Raw genomic sequence first — 15,340 nt, 5'->3', positions numbered from 1 at the left:
CAGGACCAACGTCCTAAGTGGGTGCGACGTAGGTCCCGTTCAGGGCGCCCCGGCGTTTTCACCTCGACCACACTGCCTACGCTCAGCTGCGTGAACTCCGTTACCGAGCTGGCGCTCTCCGGGCCGCTGCTGCTCGCCGCGGGTGTCGCGCTGCTGGCCGGGACGATCTCCTTCGCGTCCCCGTGCGTCGTCCCGCTGGTGCCCGGGTATCTCGCGTACCTGGCGGCGCTGGTCGGTGCGGACGCCCCCGCGGTCAGCGCGGGCGAGGAGCGCAAGAAGGGCCGCTACGCCGTCGTCGGCGCGGCCGCGTTGTTCGTGCTCGGGTTCACCGTGGTCTTCGTGGCGACGCTGGGGACACTGGTGTGGATCGCCGACACCGTCCAGCTCAACATGGACCTCCTCCAGCGCCTCGGCGGTGTGCTGACGATCGCGATGGCGCTGGTGTTCCTCGGCTGGATCCCCGGGTTGCAGCGCGAGTTCCGTTCGCATCACGTGCCGCGCGGCGGACTGTGGGGCGCGCCGGTGCTGGGCGCGGTGTTCGGGCTCGGCTGGACGCCGTGCATCGGGCCGACGCTGTCCGCGGTCACCTCGATGGCGAGCGCCACCGGCGGAGCGGCCGTGCGCGGGTACGTGCTGATCCTGATCTACTGCCTCGGCCTCGGTCTCCCGTTCCTTCTCATCGCGTTCGGTGCCCGCTGGGCCGTCCGCGCGACGGACTGGCTGCGCCGCCACGGCCGTCAGGTGCAGATCTTCGGCGGCGTCCTGCTGATGATCGTCGGCATCCTGCTGGTGACCGGGCTGTGGGGCGACATGATCGGCTGGATCAGGAATTCCCTCGTGAACGACCTCAGGCTGCCCTTGTGACCACCACCGAAACACCGTCGCCGAAGAAGGAATACCGCCAGACACCGCTGAAGCGCGTCTTCGCCTTCCTGCGCAACACCTGGCGCGGGTTGACGTCGATGCGCACCGCGCTGGTGCTGCTGTTCCTGCTCGCGCTCGCCGCGATGCCCGGCGCCCTGCTGCCGCAGCGGAACCTCAACGCCGCCAAGACCGACGAGTACATCGCCGCGCACGGCTGGTGGGGCGAACTCCTCGAACGTACGCAGTTCTTCGAGGCCTACGGCAGTGTGTGGTTCTCCGCGATCTACCTCCTGCTGATGATCTCGCTCATCGGCTGTCTCGCGCCGCGCAGTCTCGAATACGCCAAGGCGATGCGCGCGAAGCCGGTGCTCACCCCGCGCAAGCTCGCGCGGATGCCGCACCACGTGTCCACCACGACCGACCGGACGCCCGAGACGGTCATGGAGGACACCCACAAGCTTCTGTCCGGCTGGCGCCGCGTCGAGCGCGAAGAGGCCGATGGCGCGCGAAGCATCTCCGCCGAGCGCGGGTTCCTTCGCGAGACCGGCAACCTCGTCTTCCACTTCGGGATGCTCGGCCTCATCATCTTCTTCGCGCTGGGCAAGCTCTTCGGCTACGAAGGCCAGGTCATCGTCCAGGCCGACAACAGCCAGTGGTGCAACTCCGGCATCCTCGGCTACGACTCCTTCAACGCCGGGCTGCGCGTCGACGGCACCGACCTGAATCCCTTCTGCATCAGGCTGAAGGACTTCGAAGCGCGCTACACCGAGAGCGGGCAGGCGAACTTCTACCACTCCAACTTGGAGTACCAGTCCGGCGAAGACCTGCAGACGGGCGTGTGGAAGCCATACGGGCTCGAGGTCAACTCGCCGCTGCGCACCGCCGGGGACCGCGTCTACCTGCTGAACTTCGGCTACTCCCCGAAGTTCACGGTCACCTTCCCGGACGGCACGGTACGGAACAACATCACTCCGTGGCGTCCCGCCGACGAGCCGACGAAGCTGTCCGAAGGCGCGTCGAAGATCGACCAGCCCGGCATCACCGACCCGATCGAGCGCCGCACCCGGCAGCTGGCGATCACCGGTCTGCTCGCCCCGACCGCGTTCCTGCACGGCAACGTGCTGACGTCGTCGCGGCCGGAGGCGAACAAGCCGGCGGTGGCCGTCGACATCTACCGCGGCGACCTCGGGCTCGACGCCGGCCGCGGGCAGTCGATCTTCCAGATCGACCAGTCGCTCGTCGCGGACGGCAGGCTCAAGAAGCTCACCCGCCAGAACCTGGACCAGGGCCAGGAGACCGTGCTGGACGACGGCACGAAGGTCCGCTTCGACGGCGTCCAGGAATGGGTCGCCATCCAGGTCTCGCACGATCCCGTGCAGGGCTGGGTGCTCGGCTGCGCGGTCGCGATGCTGCTCGGGCTGGCGGGATCGCTGCTGGTCAAACGGCGTCGAGTGTGGGTGCGGGTGACCCCGGCGCGTGAGGGTGAGACGGGTACCGTGATCGAGGTCGCCGGGCTGGCGCGCACCGATCAGGCGGGCTACGGCGAAGAGTTCCAGCGGATCAGCGAGAAGCTGGTCCAGGGGCAGAGAGGCAATTAGAGGTCATGCCGATCAACGAGACGCTGTCCCAGTACAGCGACTACTCCTACACGACCGCGACGGCGATCTACGTCCTCGCGCTGATGTTCACCCTGTTCGAGCAGGGTTTCGGTGCGAAGGGTCGCCTGGCGGCGGAGCGCAGTAAGCAGCGCGTCCGCGAACTGGTCGGCGTCGGCGGGCCGTCGGTGACGACCGTGTCTCCCGCGGAGCCCCCGCGCGCGGTCGGCCGCGCCGAGCGGATCGGCCGGATGGGCGCCGCGCTGCTGGTGCTCGCCGCGCTGCTGCACCTGGCCGCGATCGTGCTGCGCGGGCTCGCCGTGCACCGCGCGCCGTGGGGCAATATGTACGAGTACGGCATGGCCACGACCTTCATCGCGGTCCTCACCTGGATCGTCATCCTGCGGAAGTTCCCGGTCCGCCACCTCACCGGCTTCCTGCTCACGCCCGTCGTGATCCTGATGTTCATCAACGGCACCATGCTGTACACGACCGCCGCGCCGGTACAGCCCGCGCTGCAGTCGTACTGGCTGATCATCCACGTGTCGGCGGCCATCATCGGCTCGGGCGTGTTCCTGGTGCCCGGCGTCGCGAGCGTCCTTTACCTCTTCCGTTCCGCCCACGACGACAACCCGGCCAAGTTCCCCAAGTTCGGCCCGAAGCTGCCCACCGCGGACGTCCTCGACCGCATCGCCTACCGCACCACTATCTTCGCCTTCCCGGTCTTCACCTTCGGCGTGCTGTGCGGCGCCGTATGGGCCGAGGCGGCCTGGGGCCGGTTCTGGGGCTGGGACCCCAAGGAGACCGTCGCGTTCGTCGCGTGGGTCGTCTACGCCGCCTACCTCCACTCCCGCGCCACCGCGGGCTGGCGCGGGAAGCGGGCCGCGATCATCAACATCGTCGGGTTCTCCGCGACGGTCTTCAACCTCTTCTTCGTGAACCTGGTGACCTCGGGACTGCACTCCTACGCCGGGGGCTGACCGGAACCGCTGCGCGCGCGCCGACTACCGTCCACACTGAGGTAATGGGGGAAGACGTGCGCGGAGGAGGAATTCAGCGGTGACCGGACCCAGTGAAGAATCGGCTCCTGGCCTCCCTGAACCCGCCGAGAGCGTGCCGCCCTCGGAATTGTTCTCCGAGGACAGGACGGACTCGGCGCCGCACCCGAACGCGGGTGGCGGGTTCGAATCGGAGCCGACGCAGGCCGTGCAGCCTCCTCAGTACGCGCAGCAGGCCGAGTACCCGCAGCAGGGCCAGTACGCGCAGCAGCAGCCTGTCCAGCCGGCCCAGCAGCAGCCGGCCCAGCAACAGCCGCCGCTGCCGCAGCCGTCGCAGGGTCAGTATCAGCAGCCCTACGACCAGAACCTGCCTCCGCTGCAGCCTCAACAGCAGCAGCCGCCGCAACAGCCTCAGCAACCCCAGTACCAGCCGCAGCAGCCTTTCGCTCCGCAGCAGCAGCCGGTCCAGCAGCCCGGTCCGCCGGGACTGCCGCAGCCGCAGGGCCGGCACGCGCTGCCCGACGAACTCGCCACCGCGAGCCTGGTCAAGCCGCAGAAACGCAAGCCGCAGTCGGGCTGGCGCAAGGCGCTCTACGTGGGCACCGGCAAGCTCGTCAACCCGGGGGAGAGCCCGGCCGACACCCGCAAGCGTGAACTGATCGCGCAGATCAACCAACCGCTGCGCGGGTGCTACAAGATCGCGATGCTGAGCCTCAAGGGCGGCGTCGGCAAGACCACCACGACGACCACGCTGGGCTCGACGTTCGCGTCGCTGCGCGGTGACCGGGTCGTCGCCGTCGACGCGAACCCGGACCGCGGGACGCTGTCGCAGAAGATCCCCATCGAAACCACCGCGACCGTGCGGCACCTGCTGCGGGACGCGGACAAGATCACCCGGTACAGCGACGTCCGCTCGTACACCTCGCAGGGCGGGAGCCGGCTCGAGATCCTCGCCAGCGAGCAGGATCCGGCGGTTTCGGAGGCGTTCTCCGAAGAGGACTACCGGCGCACGGTCAACCTGCTGGAGCACTTCTACAACATCGTGCTCACCGACTGCGGGACCGGTTTGATGCACTCGGCGATGAAGGGTGTCCTCGACGGCGCCGACGCGCTCGTGGTGGTTTCTTCAGGATCCGTCGACGGGGCGCGCAGTGCTTCGGCGACGCTCGACTGGCTCGAGGCTCACGGCTACGGCGACCTGGTCAAACGGTCCGTCGCGGTGATCAACTCGGTGCGGCCGAAGGGTGGCTCCGTCGACCTCGACAAGCTCTCCGCGCACTTCGGCGCACGGGTCCGGGCGGTCTGCCGGATCCCGTTCGACCCGCACCTGGAAGAGGGCGCCGAGATCGAACTGGACCGGCTCGACGCCGATACCCGGCTGGCGCTGCTGGAACTGGCGGCCACGGTCGCCGACGGCTTCGGCGGTCAGCAGTACCGGCAGGTCCAGCCTTAGTCCTTGTCCTCGTCTTTACTCTTGCGCTGCTGCTCGCCGAGCTTGCGCAGGAAGTCTGGGTCGTCGTCCGGGGCCAGTGTCGGCCGTGACGAGGGCACTCCGACCCGCTCGATCCCGAACGCGCGCCACAACACAACGGCGATGGTGAGCGCTCCGATGGCCGCGAGCAGATAGATCATGCTCGGTCCCTTCCACATGGAGGACGTTCCTCGATCCCACGAGGTTAGCCTCTTTGCCGTGCGCGAGGGGCCGCACGGATACCCCAATGTGACGAAGGGCCATTATGCGCCCTTCGTCACCGGAGTCCCTCTTTGACGGCCGAGCCCAGGGAATGCGTGGTCAGACCTTGCGGGTGGGCTCGCTCGCGTCGGTCGTCAACTCGGCGAGGAGTTCGTTCACCTCGGCCTCGCGGAACCGCCGGTGTCCGCCGGGAGTGCGGATCGAGCCGATCCGGCCCGCGGTCGCCCAGCGGGTCACGGTCTTGGGGTCGACCCGGAACAGGGCCGCCACTTCACCGGGGGTGAGCAACCTTCCGCTCATCGTCGCGGTCATTTTCCGCCTCCTTCACGGCTTCACTGCTAAACCGGAGGCGGACCTTGTGCCCGTCGTGCCGGGTAGCCAACAGGGCAATCGTTGCATCTCACCCGTCAGGTACTCGAACGGTTGTCCAAGAGTAAAGAGCCCTTAAAGGTCAAAACCGACAACCGCGACATGAGTCACCGGGACCGCAAGTCTTGTCACAGACGTACGAAAACGCGCCCTGGTCATGCGAATCGCTTCGTGGCCCCTAAGGTGTAGCGGTGGACCAGGTGGATCGGAAGATCATCGCGGCATTGCGGGAGAACGGCCGGGCTACCTACGCCGACCTCGGCCGATCGGTCGGACTCTCAGCGTCATCGGTGCACGAGCGGGTCGGCAAACTCGAAGCCTCCGGTGTCATCACCGGCTACCACGCCATGGTCGACCCGAGCATGGTCGGACTCGGGGTGACGGCGCTGGTCGGCATCCACCCCACCGACACCGCCAGTGAAGACGACGTCGCGGCGGCGCTCGGAGCCCTGGACGAGGTCGAAAGCTGCTACGCCGTCGCCGGTGACGAAGCGTTCGTCGTCAAGGTGCGGGTGGCGACCGTCGACGACCTGGAACGGGCGCTCAACCGGCTGCGGCGGATCCCCGGCGTCGGCCGGACCAACACCACGGTCGTGCTCTCCACCCGTTTTGAGGGCAGGCCCAACAACGCGGGTCTGGACAACGGCCGCGACGGCGGCGCGTAGCCTCCGTTGATGTGAGCGATACGCCGGAAACCGCCTATCACCTGCCTCGTGACCTGACGCTTTACGTCCTGGCCAGGTTCGTCCTGGTCGGTGTCGTCGCGGGCGGGTTGCTGCTGGTCAACGTCCCGCTGCTGGTTTCGCTGCTGATCGGGCTGATCGTGGGGCTGCCGCTGGGCCTGCTCCTGTTCCGCCCGCTCAACGCGCGCGTGACCGAGGGGCTCGCCCGGCGCAACGAAAAGCGTGCTCGCGCCCGTGCGGATCTGCGTGCCCAGCTGCGCGGCGACCGGGCGGACGGGGCGGCGTGAGCCGGCTGCACAGCCGGAGCTGGGTCCGCGAGGCCGTCCGCATCATCGAGGCCGACGCGAACCGCAGCGCCGACACGCACCTGCACGTCTTCCCGCTGCCCGCGGACTGGGGCATCGACCTCTACCTGAAGGACGAGTCCGTCCACCCGACCGGCTCGCTCAAGCACCGGCTCGCCCGGTCGCTGTTCCTGTACGGCCTGGTGAACGGGCAGATCGGCTCGAACACCGTGCTCGTCGAGGCCTCCAGCGGCTCGACGGCGGTGTCCGAGGCGTACTTCGCGCGGATGCTCGGGCTGCGGTTCATCACCGTCGTGCCGCGGAGCACCTCGCCGGAGAAGATCGCGCTCATCGAGTTCTACGGCGGCGAGTGTCACTACGTCGACCGGGCGCCGGACATGTACCCGGAGGCCGAGCGGCTCGCCTCCGAGTGCAACGGCCACTACCTCGACCAGTTCACCTACGCCGAGCGTGCGACGGACTGGCGCGGGAACAACAACATCGCCGAGTCGGTCTACGCGCAGATGCAGTCCGAGCGGCACCCCGTGCCGACATGGATCGTCGTCGGCGCCGGCACCGGCGGGACGAGCGCCACCTTCGGCCGGTACGTGCGCTACAAGCGGCACACCACGAAGATCGGCGTCGTCGACCCGGAGAACTCATCCTTCTACGGCGCCTGGGAGACCGGCGCCCTCGACTACGCGACCGGGATGCCTTCGCGGATCGAAGGGATCGGGCGGCCGCGAGTCGAGCCGTCGTTCGTGCCCGGCGTGATCGACGAGATGCTGCAGGTACCGGACGCCGGATCGCTGGCCGCCATCCGGCTGCTGCGCGAGCGCACCGGGCACTGGGCGGGCGGATCGACCGGCACGAACCTCTACGGCACGTTCGTGCTGATCTCGCGGATGCTCGCCGAGGGGCAGGCGGGCAGCGTCGTCACACTGCTGTGCGACGGCGGCGAGCGGTACGCCAACACGTACTACAACGACGACTGGCTGGCGCAGAAGAACATCGACATCGCGCCTTACCAGGAGATTTTCCAGGAGTTCCTGGCGAGCGGAAAGTTCGCTCCGGAGGTCTAGAGGGGCTTTCCGGCGAGTGCCGCGGGGTCACGTGAGGTCTGGGGCGGGTTTGAGGTGCCTACGTCGGGTGGCGGTTCTGCTGGCCGGTGCGCAGGCGGCGGTTTCGCGTGATTGGAGAGACGACACGCGTGTCCAGGCGGACGGCGAGCGTGTTCAGAGGGACGACACGGGGTGGAAGCCCGGCCGCGGGTGTGTCGTCCGTCCAGTCACAGGTGTCGTCCGCTCAGTCACACGTGTCGTCCGTCCGGTCACGTCCGGGGAGGCGGCGGTTTCGCATGGCACGGACTCGTGAGTGATTTGGGTCGTTAGAACGACCCGAATCACTCACGACCGCGACCATGGACGAGCGGTACCTCAGGATCGCGGGATCACCAAAAGAGCAAGGGACCTTTGCTATCGCCGCGGCCACAAGTAGCGGTCAGTCGGTCGCTCGACCGGCACGGGCGGTGGTCCGAAGCGGGAAACCCAAGGGATGAACGGACCGTTCAGCCAGCTTCAGAGGGCCAGCGCGACGGCGGTCAGGATCGCCCAGCCGAGCGTCGCGAAACCGGTGTCCCGCAACGCCGGGATGAGTGCCCGGCCCTGTTCGCCGCCGCCGACGGCCTTGACCGACTTCAGCAGCAGCGGTGCGGTCAGCAGGCCCAGCAGCGCCCACGGCGTCACGAAGGCGAGCAGCACACTGACGACGTACGGGACGGCGACGAGCGCCAGGTAGAGCCGCCGGGTGCCCTTGTCGCCGATCCGGGTGGCGAGCGTGCGCTTGCCGGACTCGATGTCGGTCGGGATGTCGCGGAGGTTGTTGGCCGTCAGCACGCCGGTCGAGAACGAGCCGACCGCGACCGCGCAGCCGAACGCCGTCCAGCTGAGCTGTCCGGCTTGGACGTACACAGTGCCCAGCACGCCGGCGAGCCCGAAGAAGACGAAGACCGCGATCTCGCCGAAACCGTAGTAGCCGTAAGGCTTCTTGCCGCCGGTGTAGAACCAGGCGCCGAGGATGCAGACGGCGCCCATGGCCAGCAGCCACCAAAGCCCGCTCAGCGCCACGAGCAGGAGGCCGAGGATCCCGGCGAGCCCGAGAGCCGCCAGCGCGGCCACCAGAACGGCCTTCGGCTTCGCGACTCCGGAGCCGACCAGCCGCAGCGGACCGACGCGGTTTTCGTCGGTGCCGCGGATGCCGTCGGAGTAGTCGTTGGCGTAGTTCACGCCGACGATCAGCGCCAGCGAGACCAGCAGGGCGAGGAGCGAGCGTTCCCACGAGAAGCCGTCGAGCGCGACGGCCGCGCCGACTCCGGCGACCACCGGCGCCACCGCGTTGGGCAGCGTCCGCGGGCGCGCCCCTTCGATCCATTCACCAGCAGTCGCCATACCGCCATTCTGGCCCTGGCGACTACCGGCCGGTACGTGGGGATACTCGCAACCAGTCCTCTACTTGCGGTGCCCGAGACACCGCAAGTAGAGGACTGGTCGCGTTACTTCAGATCGTCGATGGTGTCTTCCAGGGTCCAGGTCAGCGTTCCGCTGTTCGGTACGGCTGTTTCCGGTTCGTCCGCCAGCGCGGGCCCGGCCAAAGCGACCAGCCCCATCGTGACGGCGGTGCAGGCCAATACGGTGCGTGTCCAGCGCGTCATGCTTAAGACGTAAACCCGCGGGTAAGGTTTGTGTCAACAACGTCCCAGTAATCGGTGGAGAATTCACGACCTTAGTAGGAGGTTCCGGACAGCCGTCCTATCGACCTTTCCGGGGCCCCGCAAGGGGAGTTCTTCGGTGAATTCGACCCGCTTCGGCGCGGCCGCCGCACCGGCCTCCTCGCGGCACGCGGCGCGCAGGGAATCGACGTCGCAACCAGCGCCGACGACGAGTGCGACGACCGCCTCGCCCCATTCGGGATCAGGTACTCCGACCACGCACGCGTCGCGGATTCCGGGCTGTGCGGTCAAGATCCGCTCGACGGCCGCGGCGGCCACCTTCACACCGCCGGTGTTGATCATGTCGTCGATCCGCCCGAGGATCTCCAGACGGCCTTCAGGTGACAGCCGGCCGCGATCGGACGTGCGGAACTTGCCACCGTCGAAGGACTCCGCGGTCAGGTCGGGTCGCAGCCGGTAGCCATGCGCGACTACCTCTCCCGTGATACAGACCCGCTCGTCTTCGAGGTCGACGTGTACTCCATCCAGCGGTACGCCGTCGTACACGCACCCGCTGGCGGTCTCGCTCATGCCGTAGGCGGGAACGATCTTCACGCCCGCTTCGGCGGCGCGCTCCCGTAGTTCCGTGGTGGTCGCCGCGGCGCCGACGACGATCGCGTCGAACGCGCGGGCCGCGGCCAGTCCCGGCCCGCCGGCATCGAGCAGCCGGCCGAGCTGAGTCGGGACGAGCGCGGTGTAGCGAGGTCCGTCGAGCGCGAGCAGCGGCGCGGCGGCCTCGGCGAAGTCGTCCGGCCGGAAACCGGAGGCGTGCAGCACGACGGGCGTCGTCCCGGCCAGCAGCGAGCGGACGAGCACCTGCAGCCCGCCGATGTACTGCGCCGGTGTCGCGAGCAGCCAGTGGCCCGGGCCGCCGAGACGCGCGTGGGTGGCGTGCGCGGACGCGGCCAGCGCGGCGGCCGAGAGCAGGACGCCCTTGGGTTCGCCGGTAGACCCGGAGGTGGCGATGATCACCGCCGTCCCGGGCTCGGCGGGACGCGACGGCTCCATCGCGTCCCGCAGGGTCTCCGAGGCGTAGGGGAGGACCGCCGGCCCGCCCGCGAGCGCGCCGGCCAGGGCCTCGGTCAGTTCGGCGACCGACCCCGGCCCTCCGTCCACCTCCACCGCACGCATCCCCCGACCCTAATCGCCCGGCCGCCGGATCGCGTTTAGTCCTCTAGTGGCGATCGTTGCGCACGCAACTACCGCGACTAGAGGACTAATTGCGGGTAATCAGTAGTAATACGGGAAAGCGGACCAGTCGGGGGCTCGCTTCTCCAGGAAAGAGTCACGGCCTTCGACGGCTTCGTCCTGCATGTACGCCAGTCGAGTGGTCTCGCCGGCGAAGAGCTGCTGGCCGACCAGGCCGTCGTCGGTGAGGTTGAACGCGTACTTCAGCATCCGCTGCGCCGTCGGCGACTTGCCGTTGATCGCCCACGCCCAGTCCAGCGCCTCGGTCTCGAGGTCCGCGTGCGGGACGGCGGAGTTGACCGCGCCCATCGCCTGCATCCGCTCGGCCGTGTACTCGCGGCCGAGGAAGAAGATCTCCCGCGCGAACTTCTGCCCGACCTGCTTGGCCAGATACGCCGAGCCGTAGCCGCCGTCGAACGAGCCGACGTCGGCGTCGGTCTGCTTGAAGCGTGCGTGCTCGGCCGAGGCGAGCGTGAGGTCGCACACCACGTGCAGCGAGTGCCCGCCGCCCGCGGCCCACCCCGGGACGACGGCGATGACCACCTTCGGCATGAATCTGATCAGCCGTTGGACCTCCAGGATGTGCAGCCGTCCGGCCCTGGCCGGATCGATCGTGTCGGAGGTCTCCCCATCCGCGTACTGATACCCGGAGCGTCCGCGAATACGCTGGTCACCACCGGAACAGAACGCCCAGCCGCCGTCCTTCGGCGACGGGCCGTTCCCGGTGAGCAGGACGCAGCCGACGTCCGAGCTCATCCGCGCGTGGTCGAGCGCGCGGTAGAGCTCGTCGACGGTGTGCGGACGGAAGGCGTTGCGGACCTCGGGACGGTCGAACGCGATACGCACGACGCGTTTGCCTGAGCGGCTCTCAGAGGAGCGGTGATAGGTGATGTCGGTGAAGTCGAAACCTTCGACCTCAGTCCACAAGGCGGGGTCGAACAGCTCGGAAACCTGGGCGTCATCCACGTTTGGGAGAATAGGACGTGTGGCCGTGAGTCGTAGTGTGAAACCCGAGGTCTGCCGGTGAATCCTTCCACCGCGCAGGCCAGGGTCATCGTCGACGAGCTCGTTCGCAACACCGTTTCCCATGTCGTGCTCTGTCCTGGCTCACGCAACGCCCCGCTGTCGATCGCGCTCTACGACGCGGCGGCCGCCGGACGCCTGCAGCTGCACGTCCGCATCGACGAACGCGGCGCCGCGTTCCTCGCCCTCGGCATCGCCGCGCGCACCGGTCGCCCGGTGGCCCTGCTGTGCACGTCGGGCACCGCGGCCGCGAACTTCCACCCCGCCGTGCTGGAGGCCGACCGCGCCGGCGTCCCGCTGATCGTGCTCACCGCCGACCGTCCGCCCGAGCTGCGGGCCGCGGGCGCGAGCCAGGTCATCAACCAGCACCAGCTCTACGGCGACGCGATCCGCTACTTCGACGAGCTGGCCGTCGCCGAGCGCCGCGCCGGGCAGAACTCGTACTGGCGCAGCCAGATCTGCCGCGCCTGGAACGCCGCGTACGGCGAATGGCGCTGCGGGCCGGTGCACCTGAACATCCCGTTCCGCGAGCCGCTCGTGCCCGACGTCTCCGGCGGCGCCGATGACGACGAGTGGTACGAGTCACTCGAAGGGCGTCCCGACGGCGCCCGTTGGACGGAGCTGCCCGACTTCGGCGCGCTTCCCTCGTTCGTGGTTCCTTCGGCCCGCTCGGGCCTGGTGATCGCGTGCGACACCGGAGTGCAGGCCGCCAGCGAGTGGGCGGAGCTGCACGGCTGGCCGGTGGTCTCCGAGACCGGCGGCATCGGGCTGGCCGGGGCGACCGCGATCTCGTCCGGAGCCTGGCTGCTCGGTGTCGAGGAGTTCATCTCGCGGCACAAGCCCGAACAGGTCCTGTGCATCGGCCGTCCGACGGTGTTCCGGCAGGTCCAGCGGGTCCTGTCCGATCCCGACGTCGAGGTCCTGCTGGTCCGGCCCGATTCGGACTGGCCCGCGCCCGCGCACAACGTCCGCCAGGTCGGCCAGTGGTTCGACGAGCCGACCAAGCCTTCTGACCCGGAGTGGCTCGCCAGCTGGCAGCGCGCGGACAAGGCGGCGTCGGCGGCGGTGGCCGAAGCGCTGGCCGCCGAACCGTGGCCGAGTGGGCTGCGCCTGGCCTCCGAGCTGATCGACGCCGTCCCGGAGGGGTCGCTGCTGGTCGTCGGCTCGTCCAACCCGACCCGCGACGTCGCCCTGGCCGGACGGCTGCGGCCGGACGTCCTGGTGCACCGCAACCGCGGCGTCGCCGGGATCGACGGCATGGTCTCGACCGCGATCGGCGCCGCGACCGTCCACAGGGGACATTCGTACGCCCTGCTCGGCGACCTGACCTTCCTGCACGACGCGAGCGGCCTGCTGACCGGTCCCGCCGAGCAGCGCCCCGACCTGACGATCGTGGTGCTCAACGACGACGGTGGCGGCATCTTCTCGCTGCTGGAGCAGGGTGCGCCGGAGCACAACGCGAGCTTCGAGCGGGTCTTCGGCACGCCGCACGGTGCCGATCTCGGCGCGCTGTGCGCGGGCTACCGGGTCCCGCACGTCGTCGCGGAGACGCTCACCGAGTTCCGGGCGGCTTTGAAGCCCGGGCCGGGTCTGCGAGTGGTGGAGGTCCGGGTGGACCGGACGCGCCATCGCGAGCTGCACGCGCGACTCCGTACGGCGGTTTCCTCCGCGGTGCGCGCTGTCTAGCGGATTTCCGTCTCAGTCCAGCAGGTAAGAACCCCTCCTTCGGACGTGTCTGGCCGGTGATCACCTGGCTACGTTCGAGCGCGCAGACAAATCCTGGGAGGGATTCTCCATGCGCTTGAACACTCGCGCCGGCTTCGCCGGACTGACCGCGGGCGTCGTCTCGGTGCTGCTCGTGGGCACCGCGGCCGCCGCACCCGCGCCCGGCTCGATCGGGATCGGCGACCCGTACTACCCGCACGCCGGAAACGGCGGCTACGACGTCGGGCACTACGACCTCAGACTGACCTACGCGCCTTCGACGGACCTGCTGTCCGGGGCCACGACGATCCTGCTCACCGCGACACAGGACCTCTCGCGGTTCAACCTCGACTTCGGGCTCAAGGTGTCGAGCGTCCGGGTCAACAACCGGCCCGCGCAGTTCGCGACGTCGACCGACGGCACCGGTGAGCTGAGCGTCACCCCGGCGACCCCGCTGAAGAAAGGCCAGACGGCGACCGTCGTCGTGGCCTACGCGGACACGCCGTCGAAGGTGAAGATCGACGGCTTCACCGCCTGGAAGAAGACCCCGGACGGCGCGCTGGCCGTCGACGAGCCGCAGAGCGCGGCCTGGTGGTTCCCGTCCAACGACCACCCGACCGACCTGGCCACCTACGACGTCTCCGTCGAGGTCCCGAACGACGTCTCGGCGCTGTCGAACGGGTCGCTCGTGCGCAAGACGGTGCAGCGGCCGGGCTGGACGCGCTGGAACTGGCGCAGCACCAAACCGCAGGCGCCGTACCTGACCTCGCTCGAGGTCGGCAAGTTCGAGGTCAACGAGCAGACCACGCCGGACGGCAAGCCGTTCATCACCGCGTACGGCGCGGACCTCGGAGAATCGGCCGGTGCGGCGAAGGCCAGCATCGAGCGGACGCCGGAGATCACCGAGTTCCTCGCCTCGAAGTTCGGGCCTTACCCGTTCGAGGCGCAGGGCGGGGTCGTCACCACCGGCATCACCTTCGCGCTGGAGAACCAGACACGGCCGGTGTACGGCGCGCGGGCGTTCCGGTCCGGGTCGAACACCTCGATCGTGGCTCACGAGCAGGCGCACCAGTGGTTCGGCGACAACGTCACGCTCGGCAAGTGGAGCGACATCTGGCTGAACGAGGGCTTCGCCTCCTACGGGGAGTTCCTGTGGTCGGAGGAGACCGGCGAGGGCACGGCCGACGAACTCGCCCAGTACATCTACGACTCGGCGCCCGCCGAGGACCCGTTCTGGCAGGTCCTGCCCGCCGACCCGGGTGCGGAGAACCAGTTCCACGCCGCCGTCTACGACCGCGGAGCGCTCGCGGTGCACGCTTTGCGCAAGGCTGTGGGTGACGACACGTTCTTCCGGATCCTGCAGACCTGGCAGCAGGCCAAGAAGAGCAAGTCCGCGGTGATCCCGGAGTTCATCGCGCTGGCGGAGAAGATTTCGGGCAAGCCGCTGTTCGACCTGTTCCAGACCTGGCTCTACACCAAGGGCAAGCCCGCGGCCGGTCCGAACGGGGTGGCGGCGAAGGCTGTTTCGGCAGCTGTTGCGCCCTCCGCACCGAAGTCCTACTCGAAGATCAAAGCGACCCACGAAATTCTCGGCGAGCGACACGCCCACTGACGGGTAGCGCTACGCTCGCGGCGTGACGGCCAAAGCGGAGCGGGTGAGGCGCATCGGGTGGTATGCCGCCCTCGTTGTCGCCTCACTCGTCACCGTTCTCTGCGTCTCGCTGCTGTTCGCCGCCTTCCGCAACGACAGCTCGATCGAAGCCGAACTCGGCCAGGCGACCGCGCAGGTGGAGTCGGTGACGTTCGACCGGACGATCATCAACTACGCCACCCCGGACGGCATCATGCACAGCCCGGCCAACGGCGTGCTCTACCCGGCAGGCCTGGCCGCCGGGCAGCTGGTGAACATCGAGTACGACGTCGGCGACCCGGAACTCGCGCGGGTGGCCGGGCGGTCGGCGATGAACACGCTGCTGCCGCTGGGCAGCATGATCTTCTTCACCTGGATGGTCGCGGGTCCGCTGCTGTGGTGGATCCGGCGGCAGCGGACGGCTTACCGGCGCTCTCTCGCTCCGGCCCCGGTTCCGGAGTCCTCCTCCTGACGGCTCCGCCCACCTCCGCACGGATGCTATGAACGACTCGTTACTTGCCAAATTTGCAAGTAACGAGTCG

16 protein-coding genes are annotated in these 15,340 nt (G+C 68.7%); 10 read left to right on the top strand and 6 right to left on the bottom strand.

Going from position 1 to position 15,340, the window contains the following annotated elements:
* Positions 1–90 precede the first annotated feature (90 nt).
* The 4 genes from ACLJRL_RS15055 (at position 91) to ACLJRL_RS15040 (ending at position 4,910) form a co-directional block, all read left to right on the top strand.
* Positions 91–864, top strand: a complete 774-nt coding sequence (locus ACLJRL_RS15055; RefSeq protein WP_410656741.1) for a cytochrome c biogenesis CcdA family protein — start codon at positions 91–93, stop codon at positions 862–864.
* Positions 861–2,462: a cytochrome c biogenesis protein ResB gene (locus ACLJRL_RS15050; RefSeq protein ID WP_410656740.1), complete on the top strand. Its 1,602-nt coding sequence runs from the start codon at positions 861–863 to the stop codon at positions 2,460–2,462. The genes ACLJRL_RS15055 and ACLJRL_RS15050 overlap by 4 nt, the downstream gene beginning before the upstream one ends.
* A 5-nt stretch (positions 2,463–2,467) precedes the next feature.
* Complete coding sequence (gene ccsB, locus ACLJRL_RS15045; protein ID WP_410656739.1) at positions 2,468–3,439, top strand: c-type cytochrome biogenesis protein CcsB; 972 nt, start codon at positions 2,468–2,470, stop codon at positions 3,437–3,439.
* Between the two features lie 79 nt (positions 3,440–3,518).
* On the top strand, positions 3,519–4,910 hold the full coding sequence (locus ACLJRL_RS15040; protein ID WP_410656738.1) for a MinD/ParA family protein: 1,392 nt from the start codon (positions 3,519–3,521) through the stop codon (positions 4,908–4,910).
* Here the strand turns inward: ACLJRL_RS15040 and ACLJRL_RS15035 are convergent.
* Together ACLJRL_RS15035 and ACLJRL_RS15030 are read right to left on the bottom strand one after the other, a co-directional pair.
* Positions 4,907–5,089 (bottom strand): hypothetical protein, encoded by a 183-nt coding sequence (locus ACLJRL_RS15035; RefSeq protein ID WP_410656737.1) that lies wholly within the window; start codon positions 5,087–5,089, stop codon positions 4,907–4,909. The two genes, ACLJRL_RS15040 and ACLJRL_RS15035, sit on opposite strands and share 4 nt — an antisense overlap.
* Positions 5,090–5,249: 160 nt before the next feature.
* Positions 5,250–5,462, bottom strand: a complete 213-nt coding sequence (locus tag ACLJRL_RS15030; RefSeq protein ID WP_410656736.1) for a BldC family transcriptional regulator — start codon at positions 5,460–5,462, stop codon at positions 5,250–5,252.
* A gap of 248 nt (positions 5,463–5,710) precedes the next feature.
* On the opposite strand from ACLJRL_RS15030, the gene ACLJRL_RS15025 reads away from it, so the two are divergent.
* From ACLJRL_RS15025 to ACLJRL_RS15015, 3 genes are read left to right on the top strand one after another with little or no spacing between them, the layout of a single operon-like run.
* Complete coding sequence (locus ACLJRL_RS15025; RefSeq protein ID WP_410656735.1) at positions 5,711–6,184, top strand: Lrp/AsnC family transcriptional regulator; 474 nt, start codon at positions 5,711–5,713, stop codon at positions 6,182–6,184.
* 11 nt (positions 6,185–6,195) lie between these two features.
* On the top strand, positions 6,196–6,489 hold the full coding sequence (locus tag ACLJRL_RS15020; RefSeq protein ID WP_410656734.1) for a DUF4229 domain-containing protein: 294 nt from the start codon (positions 6,196–6,198) through the stop codon (positions 6,487–6,489).
* Complete coding sequence (locus ACLJRL_RS15015) at positions 6,486–7,568, top strand: PLP-dependent cysteine synthase family protein (RefSeq protein ID WP_410656733.1); 1,083 nt, start codon at positions 6,486–6,488, stop codon at positions 7,566–7,568. Before ACLJRL_RS15020 ends, ACLJRL_RS15015 begins: the two co-directional genes overlap by 4 nt.
* A 495-nt stretch (positions 7,569–8,063) precedes the next feature.
* On the opposite strand, the gene ACLJRL_RS15010 is transcribed toward ACLJRL_RS15015, so the two are convergent.
* The 4 genes from ACLJRL_RS15010 to ACLJRL_RS14995 all read right to left on the bottom strand — a co-directional run bounded on the left by ACLJRL_RS15010 (position 8,064) and on the right by ACLJRL_RS14995 (position 11,407).
* Complete coding sequence (locus ACLJRL_RS15010; protein WP_410656732.1) at positions 8,064–8,933, bottom strand: 1,4-dihydroxy-2-naphthoate polyprenyltransferase; 870 nt, start codon at positions 8,931–8,933, stop codon at positions 8,064–8,066.
* Positions 8,934–9,037: 104 nt separating this feature from the next.
* The gene (locus ACLJRL_RS15005; RefSeq protein ID WP_162836880.1) at positions 9,038–9,196 is read right to left on the bottom strand and encodes a hypothetical protein; all 159 of its coding nucleotides are present in this window, start codon (positions 9,194–9,196) and stop codon (positions 9,038–9,040) included.
* A 63-nt stretch (positions 9,197–9,259) separates the two neighbouring features.
* The gene (menE, locus tag ACLJRL_RS15000) at positions 9,260–10,384 is read right to left on the bottom strand and encodes an o-succinylbenzoate--CoA ligase (RefSeq protein ID WP_410656731.1); all 1,125 of its coding nucleotides are present in this window, start codon (positions 10,382–10,384) and stop codon (positions 9,260–9,262) included.
* Between the two features lie 99 nt (positions 10,385–10,483).
* Positions 10,484–11,407, bottom strand: coding sequence for a 1,4-dihydroxy-2-naphthoyl-CoA synthase (locus ACLJRL_RS14995; RefSeq protein ID WP_410656730.1), 924 nt, complete (start codon positions 11,405–11,407; stop codon positions 10,484–10,486).
* A 57-nt stretch (positions 11,408–11,464) separates the two neighbouring features.
* Between ACLJRL_RS14995 and menD the strand changes: the two genes are divergently transcribed.
* The 3 genes from menD to ACLJRL_RS14980 all read left to right on the top strand — a co-directional run bounded on the left by menD (position 11,465) and on the right by ACLJRL_RS14980 (position 15,270).
* Complete coding sequence (gene menD, locus ACLJRL_RS14990; protein WP_410656729.1) at positions 11,465–13,150, top strand: 2-succinyl-5-enolpyruvyl-6-hydroxy-3-cyclohexene-1-carboxylic-acid synthase; 1,686 nt, start codon at positions 11,465–11,467, stop codon at positions 13,148–13,150.
* A gap of 109 nt (positions 13,151–13,259) precedes the next feature.
* Positions 13,260–14,780: a M1 family metallopeptidase gene (locus ACLJRL_RS14985; RefSeq protein ID WP_410656728.1), complete on the top strand. Its 1,521-nt coding sequence runs from the start codon at positions 13,260–13,262 to the stop codon at positions 14,778–14,780.
* Between the two features lie 22 nt (positions 14,781–14,802).
* Complete coding sequence (locus ACLJRL_RS14980) at positions 14,803–15,270, top strand: DUF3592 domain-containing protein (RefSeq protein ID WP_410656727.1); 468 nt, start codon at positions 14,803–14,805, stop codon at positions 15,268–15,270.
* The last annotated feature ends 70 nt before the right edge of the window (positions 15,271–15,340 follow it).

The sequence above is a fragment of the Amycolatopsis sp. lyj-112 genome (assembly GCF_046549055.1).
In the GTDB taxonomy this organism is placed as follows: domain Bacteria; phylum Actinomycetota; class Actinomycetes; order Mycobacteriales; family Pseudonocardiaceae; genus Amycolatopsis.
The sequence above is the reverse complement of the archived record's forward strand: the minus strand, read 5'-3'. Positions and strand labels throughout refer to the sequence as shown.

Excerpts from the sequence above, each read along its gene's own strand:
- ccsB (WP_410656739.1), top strand. The coding sequence starts at position 2,468 with ATGCCGATCAACGAGACGCTGTCCCAGTACAGCGACTACTCCTACACG.
- ACLJRL_RS15035 (WP_410656737.1), bottom strand. The coding sequence starts at position 5,089 with ATGATCTATCTGCTCGCGGCCATCGGAGCGCTCACCATCGCCGTTGTG.
- ACLJRL_RS15030 (WP_410656736.1), bottom strand. The coding sequence starts at position 5,462 with ATGACCGCGACGATGAGCGGAAGGTTGCTCACCCCCGGTGAAGTGGCG.
- ACLJRL_RS15010 (WP_410656732.1), bottom strand. The coding sequence starts at position 8,933 with ATGGCGACTGCTGGTGAATGGATCGAAGGGGCGCGCCCGCGGACGCTG.
- ACLJRL_RS15005 (WP_162836880.1), bottom strand. The coding sequence starts at position 9,196 with ATGACGCGCTGGACACGCACCGTATTGGCCTGCACCGCCGTCACGATG.
- menE (WP_410656731.1), bottom strand. The coding sequence starts at position 10,384 with ATGCGTGCGGTGGAGGTGGACGGAGGGCCGGGGTCGGTCGCCGAACTG.
- ACLJRL_RS14985 (WP_410656728.1), top strand. The coding sequence starts at position 13,260 with ATGCGCTTGAACACTCGCGCCGGCTTCGCCGGACTGACCGCGGGCGTC.